The sequence below is a fragment of the Rohdeia mirabilis genome (assembly GCA_007750655.1).
GTDB lineage: Bacteria > Planctomycetota > UBA1135 > UBA1135.
In genome coordinates, this window is the sequence record CP036290.1 from 293,861 (window position 1) to 316,496 (window position 22,636).

Annotated in this window: 10 protein-coding genes; 6 read left to right on the plus strand and 4 right to left on the minus strand. The window is 68.3% G+C overall.

All coding sequences use genetic code 11. The features are described 5' to 3' along the window. Positions 1-2 precede the first annotated feature (2 nt). Together Pla163_RS01120 and Pla163_RS01125 are read left to right on the plus strand one after the other, a co-directional pair. The gene (locus Pla163_RS01120; protein ID WP_145182303.1) at positions 3-3,338 is read left to right on the plus strand and encodes a Swt1 family HEPN domain-containing protein; all 3,336 of its coding nucleotides are present in this window, start codon (positions 3-5) and stop codon (positions 3,336-3,338) included. An 8-nt stretch (positions 3,339-3,346) separates the two neighbouring features. After that, positions 3,347-3,832 (plus strand): hypothetical protein, encoded by a 486-nt coding sequence (locus Pla163_RS01125; protein ID WP_145182307.1) that lies wholly within the window; start codon positions 3,347-3,349, stop codon positions 3,830-3,832. Positions 3,833-4,318: 486 nt separating this feature from the next. Here the strand turns inward: Pla163_RS01125 and Pla163_RS01130 are convergent, their stop codons facing one another. From Pla163_RS01130 to Pla163_RS01140, 3 genes are all read right to left on the minus strand, one after another. Continuing rightward, positions 4,319-6,448, minus strand: a complete 2,130-nt coding sequence (locus tag Pla163_RS01130) for a DNA/RNA helicase domain-containing protein (protein ID WP_145182310.1) — start codon at positions 6,446-6,448, stop codon at positions 4,319-4,321. A 321-nt stretch (positions 6,449-6,769) separates the two neighbouring features. Beyond that, the gene (locus tag Pla163_RS01135; RefSeq protein ID WP_145182313.1) at positions 6,770-8,443 is read right to left on the minus strand and encodes a DUF2357 domain-containing protein; all 1,674 of its coding nucleotides are present in this window, start codon (positions 8,441-8,443) and stop codon (positions 6,770-6,772) included. A 5-nt stretch (positions 8,444-8,448) separates the two neighbouring features. Beyond that, complete coding sequence (locus Pla163_RS01140) at positions 8,449-10,716, minus strand: McrB family protein (RefSeq protein ID WP_145182315.1); 2,268 nt, start codon at positions 10,714-10,716, stop codon at positions 8,449-8,451. Positions 10,717-11,161: 445 nt separating this feature from the next. Between Pla163_RS01140 and Pla163_RS01145 the strand changes: the two genes are divergently transcribed. The 4 genes from Pla163_RS01145 (at position 11,162) to Pla163_RS01160 (ending at position 18,638) form a co-directional block, all read left to right on the plus strand. Continuing rightward, positions 11,162-11,701 carry a M48 metallopeptidase family protein gene (locus Pla163_RS01145; protein ID WP_145182317.1) on the plus strand — a complete coding sequence of 180 codons (540 nt, stop codon included), beginning with the start codon at positions 11,162-11,164 and terminating at the stop codon, positions 11,699-11,701. 74 nt (positions 11,702-11,775) lie between these two features. Continuing rightward, positions 11,776-13,401, plus strand: coding sequence for an AbgT family transporter (locus tag Pla163_RS01150; RefSeq protein WP_145182319.1), 1,626 nt, complete (start codon positions 11,776-11,778; stop codon positions 13,399-13,401). A 101-nt stretch (positions 13,402-13,502) separates the two neighbouring features. Further along, entirely contained in the window at positions 13,503-14,606 is a 1,104-nt protein-coding gene (locus tag Pla163_RS01155; protein WP_419186180.1) for a PDDEXK family nuclease, read from the plus strand. An 897-nt stretch (positions 14,607-15,503) separates the two neighbouring features. Further along, entirely contained in the window at positions 15,504-18,638 is a 3,135-nt protein-coding gene (locus Pla163_RS01160; protein ID WP_145182322.1) for a tetratricopeptide repeat protein, read from the plus strand. A 393-nt stretch (positions 18,639-19,031) separates the two neighbouring features. Here the strand turns inward: Pla163_RS01160 and Pla163_RS01165 are convergent, their stop codons facing one another. Further along, positions 19,032-22,502, minus strand: coding sequence for a DUF6288 domain-containing protein (locus tag Pla163_RS01165; RefSeq protein ID WP_145182324.1), 3,471 nt, complete (start codon positions 22,500-22,502; stop codon positions 19,032-19,034). Positions 22,503-22,636: the final 134 nt, after the last annotated feature.

Genomic DNA, 22,636 nt, shown 5'->3' on the forward strand with positions numbered 1-22,636 from the left:
CTATGGCCATCAGCAACCACGAACGGGTCGGCAAGGCGCTCGACCTCCTGAAGGAGGGCCTGGTTCCATTCGTCGAGCGAGAGCTCAAGGCTCAGCACGCGCAACTCTGGTTCGACGAGGTCAAGGCCGCCGTCAGCCCTCAGCAGGCCGAGCTCTTCGGCAAGAGTGACGAGCCGCGCTGGGACGTCGCATCGCTATTGCTCGTGATGTGGAACCAGTGGAACCTCGTTTTCCGCAAGACCCTCGGGCAGGCGGAGCGCACTCTCGTCAGCGAGTTGCGCGACGTTCGCAACCGCTGGGCACATCAGCAGGCATTCTCGGGCGACGACACCTACCGGGCCCTGGACTCGGCGACGAGGTTGCTCACGGCTGTCTCGGCTCCGCAGGCGAGCGCCGTCGAGAAGATGAAGATGGAGCTCCTGCGCGTCCGCTTCGACGAACAGGTGCGCAGCGAGAAGCGCCGGTCCGCGGGGACGGCCATCGAGAGCCAGGCCACCGGTCAGCTCAAGCCCTGGCGGGAGATCACGAGCCCGCACAAGGATGTGGCGAGCGGGAAGTACCAGCAAGCCGAGTTCGCCGCGGACCTTTGGCAAGTGCACGTCGGCGAGGGGTCGCCCGAGTATCGCGATCCGGTCGAGTTCTTCCGGCGTACCTACCTGACGGAGAGCCTCAAGCGGCTGCTCGTCGGCGCTGTGCATCGTGTGATGGGCGCCGGGGGCGACCCTGTCGTTCAGCTCCAGACGAACTTCGGCGGCGGAAAGACCCACTCGATGCTCGCGCTCTACCACCTTCTCTCGGGGGTGGTCCCGGGCGAGCTGCCTGGGGCGGACACCGTGCTCGAAGAGGCGGAGGCGACGAAGCTCCCCACCGTCAAGCGAGTCGTCCTCGTGGGCAACAAGATTTCTCCCGGCAACCCCAGCACGAAGCCCGACGGAACCGTGGTCCACACGCTCTGGGGAGAGATGGCGTGGCAGCTTGGTGGGATCGAGGCCTACGAGCGGGTGCGTGCTGACGACGAGAGAGCCACGAACCCGGGGGACGCGTTGCGGGGACTCTTCAACGACTACGGTCCCTGCTTGATCCTCATTGACGAGTGGGTGGCCTACGCGCGCCAGCTCCACGACCAGAGCGACCTTCCTGCCGGCAGCTTCGAGACGCAGTTCAGCTTCGCGCAGGCGCTGACGGAGTCGGCCAAGCTTGCGAACAACTGCCTCCTCGTGATCAGCCTCCCGGCCTCGGACACGGCCGGCTCGCCGCACACCCGGGCGGATGACTCCGAGGTCGGGGGACAGCGGGGCCGCGAGGCACTCGACCGGCTGCGGAACGTCATCGGGAGGGTGGAGTCCTCTTGGCGGCCGGCGAGCGCCGAGGAGGGCTTCGAGATCGTGCGCAGGCGGCTCTTTGAGCCGATGACGGACCCCAGCCAGTTCAAGGATCGCGACGTCGTGGCCCGGGCCTTCGCGGAGCTCTACAGGACCCAGCACCAGGAGTTCCCTGCGGAGTGCCGAGACACGGACTACGAGCGGCGGCTGAAGGCGGCCTATCCGATCCACCCGGAGATCTTCGACCGGCTCTACACGGACTGGTCGACGCTGGTGAAGTTCCAGCGGACTCGCGGCGTGCTGCGCCTCATGGCGGCCGTGATCCACAGCCTCTGGGAGAAGGGCGACAGGAACCCGCTCATCCTGCCTTCGAACGTCCCGATCGACGATCCGCGGGTGCAGTTCGAGTTGACGCGCTACCTGTCGGACAACTGGGTGCCGGTGATCGAGAAGGACGTCGATGGGCCTAACTCGCTGCCGCTACGCATCGACGGGGACGTGCCTAACCTGGGCAAGTTCGCGGCGTGCCGGCGCGTGGCGCGATCGGTCTACCTCGGCTCTGCACCGACGGCCGCAGCGGCGAACCGTGGCCTCGAGGACCGCCGGATCAAGCTCGGTTGTGTCATGCCCGGAGAGTCCCCGGCGGTCTTCGGGGATGCCCTCCGCCGGCTGGCCGGGGCGGCGACGTACCTCTACCAGGACGGCCCCCGCTACTGGTACTCCACGCAGCCGACGGTCACGAAGCTCGCGGAGGACCGGGCAGAGCAGCTCAAGCGAGACCCCGACGCCATCGTGCGGGACCTCGACGAGCGCCTGCGGGCCGATCTGCGGCGCACGGGCGACTTCGCCCGGGTCCACGCACTGCCCCAGTCAGGCCAGGACGTCCCGGACGACCTCGACTGCCGCCTCGTCGTCCTCGGTGCGGACCACCCCTACAGCAAGGAGAGCAGCAACGCGGCCGAGGGCGCGGCGAAGGCGATCCTGGAGTCGCGGGGGAGCGCCCCGCGCCTGTTCCGCAACACCCTCGTCTTCCTGGCGGCCGACAAGACGCGACTCCAGGACCTGGACGAAGCCGTCCGGCGCTTCCTGGCTTGGGACTCGATCCTGGCCGAACGGGAGACGCTCGACCTGTCACCCCACCAGGTGAAGCAGGCCGAGACCCAGCGGAAGGCGGCGGAGAGCACCGTGACCGCCCGGATCCCGGAGACCTACCAGTGGCTCCTGATCCCGACCCAGGCATCGCCCAAGGCAGAGGTCGAGTGGCAGGCATCCCGCCTGACGGGCCAGGAGGCATTGGCGGAGCGGGCGTGCAAGAAGATCCGGGGTGACCAGCTCTACACGAGCTTCGCGCCGACGTTGCTCCGGATGGAACTCGACCGAGTGCCCCTGTGGCGGGGCGATCATGTCGAGGTGAAGCAGCTCGTCGAGGACTTCGGACGCTACCTCTACCTGCCCCGGCTCCGGGACTCGGCGATCCTCCTCGGAGCGATCCGGGACGGGATGGCCCTGATCTCGTGGGAGCAGGACTCGTTCGCCTTCGCGGAGAGCTACGACGCGGAGGCTGGACGATACCGGGGATTGAGGGCCTGCCAGGGGGTCACCCTGGCGGACAGCGACGCCCAAGGTCTCTTGGTCCGCCCAGAGCGCGCAAGAGGCCAACTGGATTCGGCGGCCGCGGCCAAGGCGCCGTCCGCCGAAGGGGTAGCGTCAGAGCCTGGATCCTATCGTGTGGCTGGGGGTGCAGTGGCCCCTGACGAAACGACCTCGACTGGGCCGGCACTACCGCGTCGGTTCCACGGAAGCGTGGCCCTCGATTCGGCGCGCGTCGGCCGCGATGCTGGCCGGATTGGCGATGAAGTGATCTCCCACCTGGTCGGTCTCGTCGGAGCGAATGTGCGCGTGACTCTCGAGATCGAGGCCGAGCTCCCGGACGGGGCTCCCGAGCACGTCGTCCGAACGGTGACCGAGAACAGCCGAACGCTGAAGTTCGGCAGCCACGGCTTCGAAGCCGAGTAGGCCGGGCAATGCCGGCGCCTCTCGAGTTCGAACCGGCGATCGTCGATGCCCACGAACAGAAGTTCGAGGCGTCCTGCATCCCGTCGTGCGTGGAGCTTGTTCTGAAGCTCCTAAAGCGTGTCGATTTCGGCTACTACGACGAGCAGAACGCCTGGGGGAGCACGAGCGACGGGAGCTTTGGCAACTTCAACAATCGAGTGCTGTTCGGGCTTCGGTTCCGCAACCTCTTCTTCGAGCATCCGCGAGGGGCTGCGTTTCCACTCGCCGACCTGTTCTCCCGAATCAGTGTCGAGCTCGATGAAGGTCGTTTCGTCATCATCTCCCTGGCATCCTCGGCAGGCTGGCACATGTACGTCGTCTACGCGCAGGAGAATGGGGAGTTCCGAGCCATCTCGAAAGCCAGCCCACCACATGGGCACGTGACGATCGCCGAGGACAAGGTGAAGGCGGCGGTCGCGTGGATGCAGGGCACGGACATCCTGGTGTATGAGTAGGTGGAGATGTGAGGGGCCAGCTTGCCGAATCATTCATCTTGACTCGATTATAGTCTAAGCCAGAAAGGGCTCTGCGCATTTGTTGCAGTCCATATCGTGTCAAGCGATCCGTTGCTGGTTGATGCCTGGCCGGTGAGGCCAGCCCCTCGACCAGTTGACACTTCAGCCGCGCTGGATCAGGCGCTTGGACCCGTCTCCCGAACTACCGACTCGCACCGCCGCTTCTCAGTGCACGCCCACGGCGCAATGTACTTGACGCCGCCGACCTCCGGATCGTCGATGCGTTGGAGCAAGTCGGAGGCTGCTTCAGGTGTAGAACGGTCGGATGTGGAGCAGGCGATTCTCGTGGCATGGCAGCTGTTCGCGCGGGCACCGCTAGAATGAGCGAGTACGGGAAGCGGATGGCCCAATGGAGCCGTGAACGTGGAGCTCTCGGCGGAGCTAACGCATCGCGAAATGCCCAATCCGGCCAGAGATCCTGAACGCCTATAGGCCCAGCTTCGCCTCGACGAACTCCCTCGTCTCGTCGTCCTCAAACCAAATTTGTGCCCCGCGGATCCCACGACTCAGGAGGATCCGATACCCGCGCTTCAACCGCTCGAGCAACTCGTCCGCGTGCGGACCACTTCCGCCTTCCTTGCGCGCCTGCGAACGGGTCTTCTTCCAGGCCGATTCGTGGATGTGATCGAGGTTGGCCACCCAACGGTCGCCGCGTCGGACGAGGTCCTTGAGCCACAGCAGGCCGATCGTGTCGAAGTCGAAGCCTCGGACCACATAGGGGCAGCCGACCTCGGCCAGCTGGTCGGCGCCCATGGCACACCCCTCCGGCGCCTGGACGAAGAGCGTGTAGTCCTGCTCGGGGGCGTAGTTCCAAACCCGTGACCAGGTCTCCAGGCCACCGGGGACGCCACACTCGATGGCGAAGTCCTGGTCAGCGGCGGGCAGGTCGTGCGGCTGGTAGCTCTTCTTCGTCTTCCACGGTCGGGCGTAGGATGCCAGCAGGCGAACGGAGTGACCCTCGTTCAGCTTCGACCTCAATTGAGACTCGAGCTCGATGGGAGATTCGGCGATCTCGAACTCGAACGGGCCCCCGTGCCCCTTGCGCCACGCACCTTGATGCGTGCCGGCTGCTCTTAGATCGAGGAGTTCGTCGAGCCAGTCCATGTACTCCGCTGAACCGCCGCAGCGGAACTGGGCGCCGGCAAGGTCGACGATCTCGACGTTGTCGACGCCGAACTCCTTCGCGAATTCCACGATGGAGCTGCGGGAGGTCGTCTCGTTGTCCCGGTAGCTCTGGTCCCCGTCCATCAAGAAGATCGAGACCCGTGAGCTTCGGATGATGTGCCAGGCCTGCGGTCCAGCGTGCATGCACCAGCCGGATGGCGGCACGCCTTCACGGCCGGGAGCAACAGGGTCGATGAGCCCGTGGGCTTCGTCGACGATAGAGACAGCGTAGGCGTCGTCGGGGCAGCGCAAGCGATCGACTTGACGTGCGTACTCGGCGAGATTCTCTCGCCACTCGGATACGAGAGTGGGCCTCCCCTTCTCTCGCTCATTCTTCACCCAGATCGGCGAGAGTCCCGGGTTGTACTGGTTGGCCGTCTTGACCACGCCACGAGCGGCCCCCTGCTTGGAAGCTGTAGCGAACATCGAAGCCCAGTTCGACTTCTGCGAGCCGGACGTCGTGGTCATGACAATGTCACCATCGACCCTGTCGTTCGCCGCGAGGCTGGCCCACAGGTGGGCCGCGATGACGGACTTTCCCGAGCCGGGAGGCCCTTCGATAATGACGACGCTCTTCTGGCTCCGCTTCGGCTTTGCACTCACCTTCGCCGGCTTGAGGATGCGCTCGACCTGCTTCATGCACTTCTGGAATCCAGTGCGCTGCTCGTCCAGCAAGACGAACGGAGACGTTTCTGGATTCGAGATCGCGGCCGAGATCTGACGGACGAAGCCACGGTCCTGGCGGTAAGCGCCCTTCGAGAAGCGTTCGGCGAACTCGCCGTCCGGCTCGGACAGCCTCGATGTTAGGTAGCCGGGGAACTCGGTCGTGACGTCCTGCTCGCTGCGTGTGAACAGCGGGTAAGACTCCGCCAACGCATGGTGAGGAGCTTCTCGGTAGGGGTCTGCGCTCGAGGCATACGTGAAGAACACGCAGCCGTGTACCTGGGCGTCCTCTGATTGAACGGCACTGTGGAAGCGGCGGCAGTACTCGACGTAGCCACGGACTTGGTCCGATGGGTGCAGGGCGTCCCGGTTGTTGTGTCGGATCAGGCCTTCTCTTGGGCCTGGCTCGTCCCCGTCGGTGTGCCAGTCCTTCAGTTCCACGACGACGGCCGACGGTTTGTCCTCGTGGCGACCCAGTAGCACCAGGTCTGCCCAGGAGGCGGAAGCGGGAAGTCTGTACTCGACTTCGACACCACCGAGGCTGCCGATTTGGACGTGAAACGGCTGAAGCGCCGGCTGTTCCAGTACGCGTGAGAAGGCCGGCAGAGAGTTTCGCCAGGCCGCTGCCTCGGACGCGGTCGTACGCCGTGTCTCGTCCTGCAGGTCGCTTACAAGCCCGTCCAGGTCGTAGTGGACGCGGTTCTGGAAGGTGTGGACGTCGAGGAGCATCTGGGGCGGCGTGGGTGACGGTGAAGCTAGGCCTCGACAGTGTAGGCAATCCGGAAGCCATTGATGCGTTTGGGATTCGACCGTTGCAGTTACGAGCAATCAATTGCTGGTTCCACACATGGCCGAATGACCGATGCGGTGAGCGCGACACAAGCGCCTGGCGAGAGGCTCTTGATGTCGCGTCCACGGACCCAGTGCTCCGGTGCTGTGAAACGGCCCCAGTTGTACGGGGAAAGGGTCACTTTTCGGAAAGTGAAGGGCGGAGCGCCAAGGCGTAGGCGCCCCGAACCTGGTTCGGAACGCGGTGCATTGCACGTTGCGTCAGTCCAATGCTCCTGGCGCACGTACAAGTACGCCACAACGGTGGCTATCCATGTAGTCGCGTGTGGTGAGGGCTTCGGCCTTCGATGCGATCGGGACCATCAGATGGGCCGACCGAGGCGGACTGCCGCGCCACCGCAACGAATCCCGATACACGTGCGCCGACGTCATCGCATCCATGATGTTGGCCCGGCCCGTGCGGTACTTCGCGTCGAACACCTCGAACGACACGCTCCCGTCCGCGCCGTGCTCGATCACGACGATGTCCGGGATCCGCGTCTTGCTGATCGAGTACGGCCCGCGCTTGCGACCCTCGGGCCGACTGGGGAACTTGGGCTGGAACAGGATCTCGACCCCCCGCTCTCCTTCGACGCCACACCACCCCGCGTCCGGCCGCGCCACGTGCCCCGCCCGCTTCACGCGTGACCACACGAGCTCCGGCCGCGACTCCCGCAGCTCCCTCGCCATCCGCACGAAGCACCACCTCTCGTAGATCTCCCAGGTCGGGCTGATCCAGTGGCGCTCGTCGTTGCGCGGACCGGCGATCCCGCGGCGGATCGACCTCCAACCGCTCGACCAGGCCCGGGCGTAGGCGGGGTCGGCGTCGACGGCGATCAGGCCCGCGGCGGTGATCTCTGGCCGGCGCACGCTCGTGAACGGTGGGCGGCGCAGCAGTCGTGTGAGGTCGCGCTCGAGGGCTTCGAGCACTCGACGACGCTCCGGCCAGCGAGTGGCGAGCGAGGTCCTCGTCTCACTCTCGGCGCGCGGGTTCGTGGAGAGGCGCTCGAGGCGCACCGCGAGGGTGCGGCAGCGCGTCCGCACCGCCTGCGTCAGGGCGGCGAGTGCGCGGTTGGCGGCGCTGTCGAGGCTCTCCTCCGTGCGCGGGACGTCGAAGCGGGGGTCCGCTCCCGAGGCTCCCGTGCCGGAGTCCAGCTCGTCCAACGCCGCGCCCGTTCCACCAGGGCCGCCACCCGTCGCGTGCACCACCGCCAGGACCGCCGCGCTGCGCAAGGCCGCTCGCGCCGTGGCTTGGTCCACCCTGCGAACGCGATGGGCCGGGAGGGACTCGCGCTCGACCACGAGCCGCCGCCTGGGGCGCCGCACGACCTCGGCGATCGCCGCGCAGAACGCCGGCCCGTGACGGCGCAGGCGCTCGAACTCCAGCAGCGGGTTCTGCGAGGTGCCGAGGCGACCGATGCGGCGGGTGCTGGGTTCCGAGCCGAGGACCAGCTCGGGATCCTCCGCCCAGATCTCGTCGAGCATCGCCTCGAAGGCCTCCACGCCCGACTTGCGGGGGTCCGGCGAGACGTCGAAGCGAAAGCGAGCCACCGTCCGCTCACCGGCGCGCGCCTCGACCGCCACCTCGCCGGCGTAGAAGCCCGGCGTCCAGGTGAAGCGGCCGGTGGCGGGGTCGCGGGGGATGGGCTCGTCGTCGACGACCAGGGTGTCGATCGCGCCGCTGGGGTCGGCGATGGCGAAGGGGACGTTCTCGCGGAAGCCGAGGGCGGCGGCGGGAGCGGGTTGGGCGACGAACGGCTCCAGACCCTCGAGCGCACGCAGGGGCGTGATCTCGAGGACGGGCGCCGCGGGCGTGCGGGATGCAGCAGCGGGGACCGCGCCCGTGGTCGCCGAGTGCGCGCTGGTGGGACGCGCTTGTCCCGTGGAACCGGACACGGCGCTCAACGCCAGAAGCGCGCGCTGCCGCGGTGGTCGAGGTCTTCGGAGAGCTCGGCCAGCTTCGCCCGCGAGCGAGTCAGGCCGTGCTCGGCGAGGACCTTGCCGGCCTGCACGAGAGCCTCGCGGAAGCGCGGTGCGTCCTCGCCGCGCAGCTTGGGCAGCACCTTCGCGTAGACGACGGCGTCGAGCGCGTCCTGCAGCCCGAGCTGGCCGCCATCGACCTGGTTCCGCACGAGGAAGTCGAGCACCTCGTCCACCACGCGCCAGCCGAAGTGCATGCGCGCCGGAGCGAGCGCCTGCATCAGGTCGCCGAGCAGGGCGCGCGCCGACTTCGCGCTGTCGCTGGTCAGCTCGCGCCCGTTCCAACGCGGGTAGGCGTCCAGGTCGATGTCCCAGAACTCGAGCGTGAACGCCCGGTCGAGCACCTTGTCCGAGAGCCCGTGCGTGGTCTCGTCCATGTTCACCGTGCCGATGAGGACGAGGTTCTTCGGGTAGGGGATGCGCGGGGGCACGCCGTCGAAGACCTCGCCTTCGCTGTGCAGGTGGATCCAGTTGCCGGTCTCCATCGCCGACAGGAGCGGCGCCATGTACTGCTCGGGGTGCGAGAGATTCATCTCGTCGAGCACGCAGACGAACGGTTCGCTCGGATGCTCGACCACGCGCATCAGGAACTCGAGGAACTCCGTGCGTACGTAGGCGTCGCCGCGCAGCGGGTTCACGTAGCCGAGCAGGGCGGTCGGGTCGTACCAGCCGGGTTGGACGGCTACCACGCGAAGGTGCGTGTTGGCGCGGGGGTCGCCGTCTTCGAAGAGTGACCTGGCGTAGCCACATGCGAGCAGCGTCTTGCCGGAGCCCGAGAGGCCGGAGAGCACGGCGAAGTGGCGCCGCGCGTTGGCCCACAGGCCGGCGTGGAGTTGGGCGACGAGGGGCGGGGGGAAGGTGCCGTGGGCGGCGAGGCGGGTGGTGATCGAGGTGAGCTTGGGAATGACGAGGGTCGTGTCCGCGGCGACCGTGGGCTCGTCTTCGATCTCCTCCTCGTCCACGTCCTTCGGGACGAAGGGTTCCGGTTGCCAGGTGATGAGTTTGGCCCACTCCTCGCCTCGCTCGGTAAGCCGTGTCTCACCCGAACCCGTAGCTTCCAGCACGCCGAACGAGCGCAGCCACAGGAGAATCGTCGCCGGCTCCCGATCCGTGGTCCAGCCGGGATTCAGCCTTTGAATCCCAGCTGAGAGCGATTTCGACTTCTCAGGCCCATGGTCGCGGAGCCGACGCAAGGCCTCGTCAAACCCCAGCGAGTGCGTGAGGAGAAGGTCGGCAAGCTCGATCGGATCGCAGGAGTCGAGCAGCGACTCCCCACGTTCCGTAAGGGTGTACAGATCACCCGTTCGGTCGATGACACCGAAGTCGGCCCGCATCGAGTTGATCCAGGTTCCGAGAGTGCTGTCCTTGTGGGTGGGCGCGCGTTCACGCAGAAAGTCGAGCAGCTCATCTCGAGTTACGCCGTGGCTCACGAAGTCCGTGGTTGCGATGAGGGTCTCGAGCTTGCCCTTGATTGCGACGATTCCCTTCCTGCGCCGTTCGGGCGGCAGCGGGTGAAGCCGGCGGCTCGTCCCTGTCTCGACGCCCCGCGAGAGGGAGTCAACTCCTCCGTCGTGCAGTCTCAGGAGCATGCTCGAGAGCGCGAGCCGCATTGCCCGGTCCTCGGCGCTACTGCCGCAGGGACCGAGCACGGTCTCGAACCGCTTCGCGACCGCAATGCTCCGAACGAGAGGCTTCTGGATGCTCTGGAGCCCGAGAAGCTCCTGGAGCTGACCGAGTCCCGTCGGGTGGAGCTCGGACGTCAGGGCCTCCGGGTGGAAGATCGAAGCACCGCGACGGAGCCAGGCATAGGGGCGCGCGTCGAGAAGCGAAGCCAATAACTCCGTGCTCGCGTCCAGGTAGTCCTCGAAGAAGCGTCGCCGCGCCTTGATCGGGCCGGGAGACGTGGTCAAGGACCACTTCGCGAACCACCGACGGAACTCTTCATTGGCGATGGCCTCTTCGTCGATCTCGGGAGCATGCCAACTCACCGGGATGGGGTTGGATCGCCAGATTCGTTGATGGAGATCGATGCTGGCGCGTTCCGCCTCGTCGGCCTGTGCCGCGAACTCGATCAGTTCGACGAGGGCCGGGAACCAGGTCAGTTCCTCAGCGAAGGCGCCGGGCTGGGCGAGAATCTCGTTGCAGGCCTGTGCGAGACCGTCGTCGGTCGTGAGGTCGAAGTCGGGCAAGGTACTCCCCTGGTTGCTGAGAGGCACGAGCGCCTCACACGGCCAGAGTAGCCACCATGCCTTCGTCGTTCATTCCTCGTCGGCTTCCAGTGGCTCGAATGCGACGTCCTGGAGCGGAGCTGGACGTGCAGCCCTGAGGTGGTGGGTCGATCCTGGGCGCGACCACCTCCTCGCGTCACTGACGGTGAAGGGCCCACTGATCCATCGGCTCGGCCTCGAGGTTTGTACTTGGCACACCGATGTCGAACCCCCTCGACATGAACTCGAGGTGCAAGTCCAGCTCGGGGCTGACGCGCGCTCACTCCCCAGAGGCCGCCCGATTCGAGATCCGAGAAGTGGGCTCGCTCTTCGTCAACCGCTGCAGTCACATCGATAGCGGGGCACCAGGCGCCGCGAGCAGTGTGGAGCGCCAGTCTTCGCAAGGTGGCTCCGCTACCATCCCCCCGTGCCCACCCCGCCCAACCTCCCTCTTCTCACCGGCTACCCCGAGACCACGCTCGCACCCGTCCGCGAACTGCTCGCCTCCGGCCAACTCGGCGCACGCATTGCCGCGCGCTATCCGGACCGCCATCCGTACACGACGCACAAACTCCTGCACGGCTATGTCACCGAGTTGAAGCAGCGGCACATGAAAACGGCCAAGCCCGTGTCGAAGGTGCTCTACGACGACCGCCTCCTCGTCGTCGAGCACGCGCTCGGGCTGCACACCTTTCGCTCGCGGGCGCACGGGGCGAAGCTGCGCGCACTCAGCGAGATCCGCGTCGCCGGGCTGTTCAAGGACGTGGCGCCCGAGTTTCTGCGCATGATCGTCGTGCACGAGTTGGCTCACCTGCGCGAGCGCGAACACAACAAGGCGTTCTATCGGCTGTGCACGTCCATGGAGCCCGAGTACCACCAGTTCGAGTTCGACCTGCGGCTGCTGCTGACGGCGCGCGAGGTGGAGGGGACTGTGGGCAACGAGGCGCCGAGGGCCGAACCGCGGTAGGCCGAGGCCCCGGCGCCGTTCGCGACGGCCCCGCCCGTCGAGCGCAGCCACAGAGTCGCTAGACTCCCCGCCCAATGCCCTCCCCCCCGCCGATCCCGAACAGCCGCAACCCCCGCCGCACCGCGATCACCCGGCTCCTCGACGTCGTCGAGTGGCTGGGCAACCTGCTGCCCCATCCGGTCACGCTGTTCGCGCTGATCTGCGTCGGCATCCTGCTCCTGTCGGGCATCGCCGGGTACTTCGAGTGGCAGGTCGCCGACCCGCGGCCGAAGAACGCCGAGGGACGCGCGGAGGACGGGATCATCCGCGCCGTGAGCCTGCTCAACGCCGAGGGGCTGCGGCGCATCTCGATGGGGCTGGTGACCAACTTCACCTCGTTCGCGCCTCTGGGCACCGTGCTGGTCGCACTGCTCGGCGTGGGCGTGGCCGAGCGCTCGGGCCTGCTCGGGGCCGGCATCCGCGCCATGGTGCTCGGCGCGCCCAAGAGCCTGCTCACCTCGGTGGTCGTCTTCGCGGCGGTGGTCTCGAACACCGCCTCGGAGATGGGCTACGTGGTTCTGATCCCGCTGGCCGCCGTCGTCTTCCACGCGGTGGGCCGCAATCCGCTCGTGGGCTTGGCCGCCGCCTTCGCGGGCGTGTCCGGCGGCTACTCGGCCAACGTCCTGATCGGCACGGTCGACCCGTTGCTCGCGGGCATCACGACCGAGGCGGCCCGGCTGATCGATCCCTCGTACGCGCCGGGCGGGGTGAACGAGGTGCTGCCCACCGCCAACTACTACTTCATGGTGGTCAGCACGTTCCTGATCACGGCCGTGGGGACGCTGGTCACGACGAAGATCGTCGAGCCCAAGCTCGGTCCCTACGACCCGAGCCGCGGCGAGGAGGGCATCGAGGAGACGACGCGCGACATGGGCGCGCTGTCGCCCGTGGAGAAGCGCGGCCTGATGCTCGCGCTGGCGACGATCGGAGTGATGGTCGCGGGCCTGTTGGCACTGGCGTTGCCCGAGAACGGCTGGTTCCGCGACCCCGCCGACAACGAGACGCTGGTCCAGGACCTGCGGCCGATGCTCAAGAGCGTCGTCGCGCTGATCTTCGTGTTCTTCATCGTCCCCGGCATCGTGTACGGACGCGTCACCGGCTCGCTGAGAAACGACCGCGACGTGATCGACGGCATGGCGAAGGCGATGAGCTCGATGGGGCTCTACCTGGTGCTGGTGTTCTTCGCCGCCCAGTTCGTCGCGTTCTTCAACTGGACCAACCTGGGCACGATCACGGCCGTCGTGGGGGCCGACCTGCTCCAGCAGTGGAACCTGACCGGGCCCCTGGTCTTCGTGCCGTTCATCCTGATGTGCTGCTGCGTCAACCTGATGCTCGGCAGCGCGTCGGCCCAGTGGGCGGTCACCGCGCCGGTCTTCGTGCCGATGCTGATGAGCGTCGGCTACAGCCCTCAGGTCATCCAAGCCGCGTACCGCATCGGCGACTCGACGACCAACACGATCACGCCGATGATGAGCTACTTCGGCCTGATCCTCGCCTTCGCCATGCGCTACGACCGCAAGCTGGGGATCGGCACGCTGATCTCGATGATGCTCCCGTACTCGGTCGCTTTCCTGGTCGGATGGGTGGCGCTGTTCTACGTGTGGGTGTTCGGGTTCGGGCTGCCGGTGGGGCCGGGGGCGCCGACGTACTACGTGCCTTGAAGTGGGGTGGGGGCTTGGCGGCGCCGAGGGGCGGGCGCTGTGTCGAGGGCGATGCAAGTTCAGCGCCTGCGATTCGGTACTGACCGAGTCTCGAGCATGTGATGCAGCTCTTGCTGGAGCATCGGTGGAGTACCTTCCTCACCATGGCCATCTACGAGTTGAAGGAGGACGGCATCGAGGAGCTGCGGGCGACCTCGTTCCGAATCGAGGGGGTCAACGAGCGTCAAGACCTACAACGGCTCCTGCGCAACGAAATCCATGTCGTCGACCCCAACGTCATGGTCCTCGCCGAGGAGTTCGGGCGGTGGGACGACAGCCGGCGACGCATCGACCTCCTCGCGCTCGACAGGGACGCCCGCCTCGTCGTCATCGAGCTGAAGCGCACCGAGGACGGCGGCCACATGGAGTTGCAGGCTCTGCGGTATGCGGCGATGGTCTCTCGAATGACCTTCGAGCAAGCGGTGGACGCCCACGACCGATGGCTCGCGGCCAATGGGAAGGAGCCGCGCGCAGAGCGAGCCATCCTCGATTTCCTCGGCTGGAGCGAGCCGGACGAGGAGCGCTTCGGACAGGACGTTCGCATCGTCCTCGTCTCGGCCGATTTCTCGAAGGAGCTCACGACGTCGGTGCTCTGGCTCAACGAGCGCGACCTGGACGTGCGGTGCGTCCGCCTCAAGCCGTACTCGGACGCTGGCCGGGTCCTCGTCGACGTCCAGCAGGTCATTCCGCTCCCCGAGGCCGACGAGTACGTCGTCCAGGTTCGTGAGAAGGAACGCCGCGAGCGTCGATCCCGCGAGTCCGGCCGCGATTCCACCCGCTACGACGTGACCATCGAAAGGACGCTCTTCGAGCGTCAGTTCAAGCGTCGAGCCATCCACCTCGTCGTCAAAGCGCTCTGCTCGAAGGGCGCCACGCCCGAAGAGATCTCCGAGGTCGTCTCGTGGAGGGGTGGGAAGCTCTGGCGCGAGACGGAAGGGGCCGTGAGCGCCGAGGAGTTCGCCCTGCGCATGGAAACTGACGCGAGGAACGGTGGACCCTCCTGGGAGCCCGGTCGCTGGCACAGCGGAGAGGACGGACTCGTTCGCAGCAACGGTCGGACGTGGGCCCTCACGATGCAGTGGGGGCCGCGCACCGGCGAAGCCATCGACTTGTTGCTCACGCACTGGCCCGACAGCGGAGTCGAGGTGCGCGAATCCGACGGTTGACGTTGTCAATCGACCCGCTTCGATCCAGTCTCGTCGTCACGGCCGTGCGGGCTCGTTGCCGGGGTGGACTCATGCGACCGACCAGTGCTCTTCTTCGAGCTGCCTAGCCGCGGCGAACCGCCGGACCCTGAGAGTCGATGTGGCGCCCGCCGATCTCAGGTCGCCATCAGTGAGTCCTGGGCTCGGTAGCCTCGAGGACACGGGCTACGTCGTGGCAGCGATCGCGCCGATGCCGGAGACGCTGCAGGGCTCGTTCATCCCGTCGAGGCAGCTCGGGTGATCTGCCAGGCGGGTGCGGACACCAGACCTTCGCCACAATCTCGAGATTCTCACTCGCGTCTCACCACCCCCCGGGAACCCCACGGGTGGACGACATGAAGGACCTCCACCTCGACGCCGCCGACCTGACCTGGCTCTCCAGCCTCGCTCGGGCGTTCATCCGAGAACCGAACGCGGCCGACGATCTGGTCCGAGAGACAGCGATCGCCGTGCGCCCGCATCGCCACCGGATCGCGGGACCGCAAGGTGCGAGACGCGAGTCGCGGTATCCACCGCGTACGTGCGGCACGTTCCAACCGGGTCGGTGCTCGCGCTCGTCCGTGAACCGATCGCCGCCGGTCAACTCGGCGCACGCAGCGCCGCGCTCTCCCCGGACCGCCATCCGCACACGACGCGCGAACTGCTGCACGGCCATGTCACCAAGCTGAAGCAGCGGCACACGAGGATCGCCGAGCTCGTCACCAGAATCCCCTGCGACCGCGCGCGTGGTGAAGGGGACGGGCAAGAGCGGTGCGTGCGGCCCTGGACTGGCGCGGTGATGGGTGTGGAGGCGCTTGGCGGCTCGCTCGGCCGACAACTGTGGACCTCGGGCGACGGGTCCCCGAGGATGGTCCGGCCATGGACGAACGCCCCCCGCCTGCCGACGAGTCCAACACCGCCGACTCCACCCGCCACGACACCAACACCCCCGACTCCAACGCGGGCGACGCCGCACCCAGCCTGATCGGGCGCATCGGAGCCATCTCCGGCGCCAAGTTCCGGGTCCTGCTGCGCGACGAGCGGACGGGTGACACGCCGGTTCCGCTGACAGACGGCTCCGCGTCGGACACCGCCACAGCGCGGAACATGGCCGCGGACGGCGACACGCCCACCGACGCAACAGCCTCAGCCCAACCCCACCCCGAAGCCGGCAAGTACCTGGTCCAGGGCGAGATCGGCCGCGGCGGCGTGGGCACGGTGAACAAGGGCCACGACCAGGACCTGGGTCGCGACGTGGCGATGAAGTTCCTGCGCGAGGAGTTCAGGAACGAGCCGCGCATCCTGCACCGCTTCGTCGAAGAGGCGCAGATCGGCGGGCAGCTGCAACACCCCGGCATCGTGCCCGTCTACGACCTCGGGACGATCGACGGCCGACCCTTCTTCAGCATGAAGCTGATCAAGGGGCAGACGCTGGCCAAGCTGCTGGAAGAGCGCGCGGCGACCGCGACCGACCGCGGCAGCTTCCTGCGCCTGTTCGAGGACGTCTGCCAGACGCTCGCCTACGCGCACTCGCGCGGCGTCGTCCACCGCGACCTCAAACCGGCCAACATCATGGTCGGCTCGTTCGGCGAGGTGCAGGTCGTCGACTGGGGGATGGGCAAGGTCCTCGACGCGGAGGGCACGCAGGACAGCGGCGCTGGCGCGGATGCAGCGACCGCACCGACCTCGTCGGTCGGCACGCCCACCGGCTCGGCGACCGACAGCGAGATCATCGCCACCGTGCGCACGGGCGACTCCGGCACCAAGTCGGTCATGGGCTCCGTCATGGGCACGCCCGCGTACATGCCGCCCGAACAGGCGCGCGGCGACGTGACGGCGATGGACGAGCGCAGCGACGTGTTCTCGCTCGGCGCCATCCTGTGCGAGATCCTGACCGGCGCGCCGCCGTACGTGGGCGACGTGACCGAGGTGATCACGCAGGCGATGCAGGGTGAGCTCGACGACGCGCACGACCGCTTGGCCGCGTGTGGCGCCGATCCCGAGATGGTCGAGCTCGCGCGGCGCTGCCTGCAGGCGGAGTCCGCCGCTCGCCCCGCCTCGGCCGCCGTGGTCGCGCAGGCCGTTCACGACCACCTCGCCGCGGTCGAGGCCCGTGTTCACGACGCGCGCGTCGAGGCGGCCGAGGCCGAAGTGCGCGCGGCGGCGCTCAAACGCACGCTGACGCTCGCCGCGGGCCTCGCCGTCGTGATCGCAGCCGGTCTCTTCGCTTCGTTGTGGTTCTGGAAAGCCGCCGAGGACTCCGCGGAGCGCGAACGGCTCGCCAGGCTCGAGGCCGTGGAGTCCGCGGAGAACGAGCGCGTCGCCAAGCTCGCGGCCGAAGAGGCGGAACGCGTCGCGCGCGCGAGCGAACAGGTCGCCATCGAACAGACGCAGGTCGCCGTCGAACAGACCGCGGTGGCGCGGCGCGAGCTCGAACGGGCGGTCGAGATCAAGGGCCTCATCACCGCGATGCTCCAGAGCGTGACGCCGGCGCAGGCCAAGCGCGCCGACACGACCCTGCTCGAGGGCATCCTCGACACGACGGCCGCGCGGCTCGCCGAGGGCGAGGTGGAGGACGAACTGGTCGCCGCCGAGCTGAACGGACTGACGAGCTACGTCTACCGCGCGATCGGCGCGTACCCGAAGTCCGAGGAGCACGGACTGGCCGCGCTCGAGGCCTACGAGGCTGCGCTCGGCGCCGAGCATCCGAGAACGCTCGACGTCCTGAACAACGTGGCGCTGGTCCTCCTCGAACAGGGTCGCTACGCCGAGGCCGAGCCGCTCCTGCGCCGGGCGATCGACGCCCAGGAACGCGCGCTGGGACCCGACCACATCGACACCCAGGTCAGCGCGAGCTACCTCGCCCGACTCCTGGAACTGCAGGGTCGCTATCCCGAGGCCGAGGTGCTCGCGCGCGACGCGTACGACGTCCTCGAGCAGCAACTGGGTGAGGACGACTCGCGTACGCTCGGGTGCCAGAGCGTGCTGGCGACCGTGTTCATGCGCATGGGGCGCTTCGACGAGGCCGAGGAGCTCTTCGAGCAGATCCTCGCGATCGAGGTACGGGACCGCGGCGAGGAGCACCCGAACACGCTGGCGACTTCCAGCAACCTCGCGAACATCTACGTGTTCCAGGAGCGCTACGACGAGGCCGAGCCGATTCGGATCCGGTTGCTCGAGGCCGACCGTGCCATCCACGGCGAGGAGCACCCGTCGACGATCCGAAGCCTGGGCAATCTGGCGCTCCTGAGACAGGGGCAGGGTCGGCTCGACGAGGCCGAGTCGCTCTTCCTCGAGACTCTCGAGCTCGCCGAGCGCGTGTTCGGTGAAGACCATCCCGACACGTTGACCGCGGTCTCGAGCCTCGCGATCGTTCTTCGGACGCAGGGGCGCCTCGACGAGGCCGAGCCGCTGCTGCTGCGGGTGCTCGAGATCGAACGCCGCGACCTGGGCGAGGAACACCGCAGCACGCTCGGCACCACCACCAACCTGGGCAAGCTCTACAACGACATGGGCCGCTACGAGGACGCGGCGGCGTTGTTCGAGATCAGTCTGCCCATCAAACGGCGCGTGCTCGGTCCGACCCACCCCTGGACGGGCGTCGCGCTGTCGGGGCTGATGCAGGCCTACATGGCTCTGGGTCGCATGGAGGAGGCGCTCGAGCTCGAGCGCGAGTTGGTGGACATCGACGTGGCGTACGCCGAGCAGAGCGACGACCCCGAGACGCTGGCGAGTGTGGCGTGGTCGCTGCTCACGCACGCAGCTGAAGAGTTGCGCGATCCGCAGCGCGCCCGCGGCCTTGCGGAACGCGCCTGCGAGCTGGCCGAGGAGGCGGGTTCCGAGCGGCTGTGGATCTACCTGGACACGCTCGGGATGGCGCAGCACGGAAGTGGCGACAGTGCCGCCGCCGTCGAGACGCAGCGGCGGGTCATCGAGCTCATGCCGAACACTCCCTACGCCGGAGAGATGCGCGCGCGGCTCGCCGAGTACGAAGCGGCGGCGGGCGATTCGTAGGGGTGTGATCCACTCTCTCGGGGCACGGACCTCCTTCGTGCCGGCATCGTCCCGTAAGGGCGCGCTGCTGCGTCAGGCCTCCTCCATGACTCGTGAGCCCGGTACTCGTCGAAGAGGGGGCGAGTCGCCTGTGCCACGCATCGCATCCCGTACGGAATGCCGAGATGCCTCGACAGAGCGAACCACACCACTTGGTCCGCACGGTTCCTTCGAGCGCGTCGCCTCGGTCCAGCCAGCCGATGGACGTGTTCGTGGAGCAGCCCCGTTGACTCCGTGTGTTCCCGGCCGCCGCGACTTCGTCGCCGCAGATCCGACCGCAGATTCGTGATGCGTTCGCGCCCGAGCGTTCGTGTGGTGCATGCCCCCTTGGGTCAGCTCGAGGCGCGGCCGCGCTCACCGGTCCAGCGGCGCGGCGGGCGCCTCCCCCTGCACGCCCCCGAGCAGCGTCAGCAGCGCACGACCCAGCGCATCACCGATCAGGTAGTAGGTCTCGGCGTTGCTGTTCCAGTGGTAGCCCTGGCCGGACGGGGACTCCTCGGCGCGGCGCCAGAAGTCTTGCGTCGCTACGAACGCCACCGTGCCGCGGAACTCCTCACGCTCGGCCACGGCGCGCTGGGCCGCCATCAGTGAGAGCGCGCGCGGGTGCGTCTCGTCGGGGCCGTTCATGCCGGTCTCCGCGATCACGAAGGGCAGGTCGGGCGCATCGAGCTCGCGGCGCACGTCGCGGATGAAGCAGGCCATGTTCTCCTCGTACGCGTCGTTGAACTCCTGGTCGATGCGGTCGTTCCAGCCCTGGTGCCAGCCGAAGCCGACCAGCTCGACGGCGTCGTACTCGAGGGCGGGGAAGCGCTCGTCGAGAGAGCCGAGGACCGCGCGCACCTGCTCGATCAGCTGGGTGTAGAAGGGGCCCACGTCGCCACCCGCGCTCGGCGGGCGGAAGTCCACGGCGAGGCTCTTGCCGCCCCAGGCCACCTTGATCAGCAGCACCGGCGTGTCGAAGGCGTCGCCGACCACGTGCCCGAAGCCGAGCTCTGGGCCGATCGTGTCCGCGCGGCTTCCGTAGCCGACCGTCAGCGGGCCTTCGCGCTCGAAGAAGCTGATCCACACGTCGTCGCGACGGACCCACGCGCCGTCATCGTCGACCAGGTGGGCGAAGCGCTCGCGCGTGGCGGGATCGCGGACCAGGTGCTCGAGCGAGCCCTGGCCGCCGTTGCGGTCCTCGCGCGCCGTGACCTGGCCAGCGCCGACCATGTTCGACTGGCCGGCGAGGATGAAGACCTTGAGCCTCGGTGTGTCATCGGTGTCCGCGCGCGTCGGCTCGTCGACGGACGGCGCCACGAACTCGGCCACGATCTCCGCCACCGTGCGCACCGGCGCCGCGGCGTCGTCCGCCTCGATCTCGACGATCGCGTCGCGGCACAGCTGGATCTGTTCCGCCATGCCCTTGGCCTCGCGGTGTCCGACCAGCGTCTGCTCGAGCTCCCGCAGCCGCGGCATCAGTTCCCGCGCCGCACCGCCGTAGGTCCGCAGCACCTCGAGCCCCTTCTTGATGCGGTCCTGCTTGCCCCACTCGTCGACGTCCATCGAGTCGAGGCACAGGGCCATGCCCTCGGCCACGCGGTGCTTCCCGAGCAGCTCGAGCCCCGACAGGCGGATGCCGTTCGCGAACATCACGCCGCTCGGGCTGGGCTCGCGCACGGATTCGACGATCGCGGGCAGGATCGGCGCGAGCTCGTCGAACGGCAGGTTGCGGTAGACGCTCTCGAGGCACGCGCGGGCGCGGCCGTCGTCGTTCGCGAGTAGGCGCTCGATCGCCGGCAGCAGCAGCTCGCGGTCCACGCCGTCCAGGTCGCGCGCGAGCAGCCCGCGCATGTTCAGCGCGCCGCCCTTGTAGAAGAGCGTGAACGCCAGGAAGCGTTGGGTGTAGCCGCGCGGGTCGTTCGGGTCGTCACGCAGCGCGAGGCGCAGCATCTCGGGCACGGCCTCGCGCGCCGCGTCGCCGATGTCGGCCAGCGCGAAGCAGGCCTGGATGCGCAGCCACACGTCGTCCGACGCGAGCAGCTCGGTCAACGCGGGCACGGCCTCGGCCGCGCCGGCACCCAGCTCGCCCAACGCCTGGCAGGCGCCGTAGGCCGTGGCCAGGTCGTCGTTCGAGAGCCGCCGCACGAGCCGGCGCACCGGCACTTCGTCCTTCTTCGCGAGGGCCAACGCCGCGCGCGTGCGCACGGCCGGCGACCAGCTCGTGAGCAGGTCCATCAGCTCGCGCTCGCGCTTCGTCTCGTAGTGCGCCGCGCCCAGGTCCCAGGCGTCGAAGCCGCGGCCGGCCTCGATCGCGTCGTCGAGCTCGGCGCCGACGAGAGCCTGGTCGGGATCGACGCCCTTGCCGGTGATGAAGAGCCGCTGCTGCGCCAGCGTGTTCGCCAGCACGAACGCACCCGTGCAGTCCCAGTTGCCGTACTGGTGCTCGCCGCCCGTCATCCCGGCGCCGCCCTGGTAGGGGAAGCGGCCGTCGTGCGCGCGATTGAGGTCGTAGAACCAACGCTGCTCGCCCAGGAACGCCGCGACCGCCGCGGGGCCGACGCGCGCGACGCCCAGCGGTCCCCACAGGTAGCTGAAGTAGTTGCCGGTGTGGCCGCGTTCGCGCTCGGCGTAGGACGCGACCGACATCTTCGCGAAGAAGCGCGCCTCCTCCCGCAGCCCCTGCAGGTCGAAGATGATCGCCGCGAGCGAGTTCTTGCCGTTGTCGTCGTGGGAGTCCCAGCCCGGTCGGTGGTCGCCGTAGGGGATCGCGCCCTTGCCCGCGTAGAACGACGCGAAGCGGTTGGCGCGCTGGATCGCGGCGTCCACGTCGGGGTCCTCGACGCCGCACTTCTTCGCCAGCACGAGCGCCAGGTGGCACACGAGCCCGGACTGGTTGAGCGCGCCGTAGCCGCCCAGCCGCCCGTTCAAGCGCCCATCGTTCAGGTCGGGCCAGGCCATGCCGTGTCCCCAGGTGCCGACGCCGCTCTGCCCCTGGGCCATCGTGCGCGCGTAGTCGGCGATCGCGGGCATCACCTCGTCGTCGCCGGTCGCCAGGAAGTACTCGCACAGGAACAGCGCGCGGTAGCCCCAGCGCCAGGCGAAAAGCCCCGACGTGCGGCCCTCGAGGGTGAGCGTCGGGTCGGGCTTCGCGACTTCGTGGGCGAGCTCGCGCACCAGCGGCTCGTACGCCTCGCGCCCGGTCGCCAGCAGCGCGAGCGCGTTCATCATCCCGTCGATGTCGCCCTTCATGTTCGCGGCGATGTGCTCGCAGGCGCGGTCGAGGATCGCGTCCGACTTGGGGCAGTCGAAGGGCGCGGTGCGCGAGTAGGCGTCGAGGACGGGGAGTTCGAGCGTCACCCGCTCCGTGTCGCCGTCGCGCCAGCGCACGAGCCGCAGGGTGCCCGAGCGCTCCTCCGCCGCGGTGATCGCGTCGCCCAGCGCGCGGCGCGGATCGCTGTCGAAGGCCTTGGTCCCCACGCCCAGGATGACGTCGCCCACCGCGAGCACGCCGTCCGCGGGCGAGTTGGCTGCGACGTCGGTCACGAGGACCTGCCGCGCGTGCGTCGTCTCGAGTCGCCAGCCCCACATCCACCCGCGCGCGCCGGTCGGGCCGAGGTTCCAGTCGTGCGCTTCGTCGCGCGTGCCGCCGGCCGTGAGGTCGGGGACGGGCGGAGCGTCGCGCTGCAGGGCGGCGGCCGGCGCGGCGGTGAGGGCGAGTGCGAGAGCCAGTGCGGCAGGTCCGCGCAGGACGGCGCGGGCGGCGGCGAACGGCCTGGCGGATGCGGTGGCACGTCGAGCGGAGACCGCGTTGGCATCGTGACGGGGCCGAAGAGTGGAGGTCATGGGGGGGGGCGGCTGCGTCGGGGGAGGGCGTTCGTGGCGTCGAGGACGGCGTTGGACCGGGAGCGCAGCCTAGCGAAGGCGCAGAGACCGGGTCGGCCGTCGGCGCCCGACCGGCTGGCTTCGAGGGGAAACGC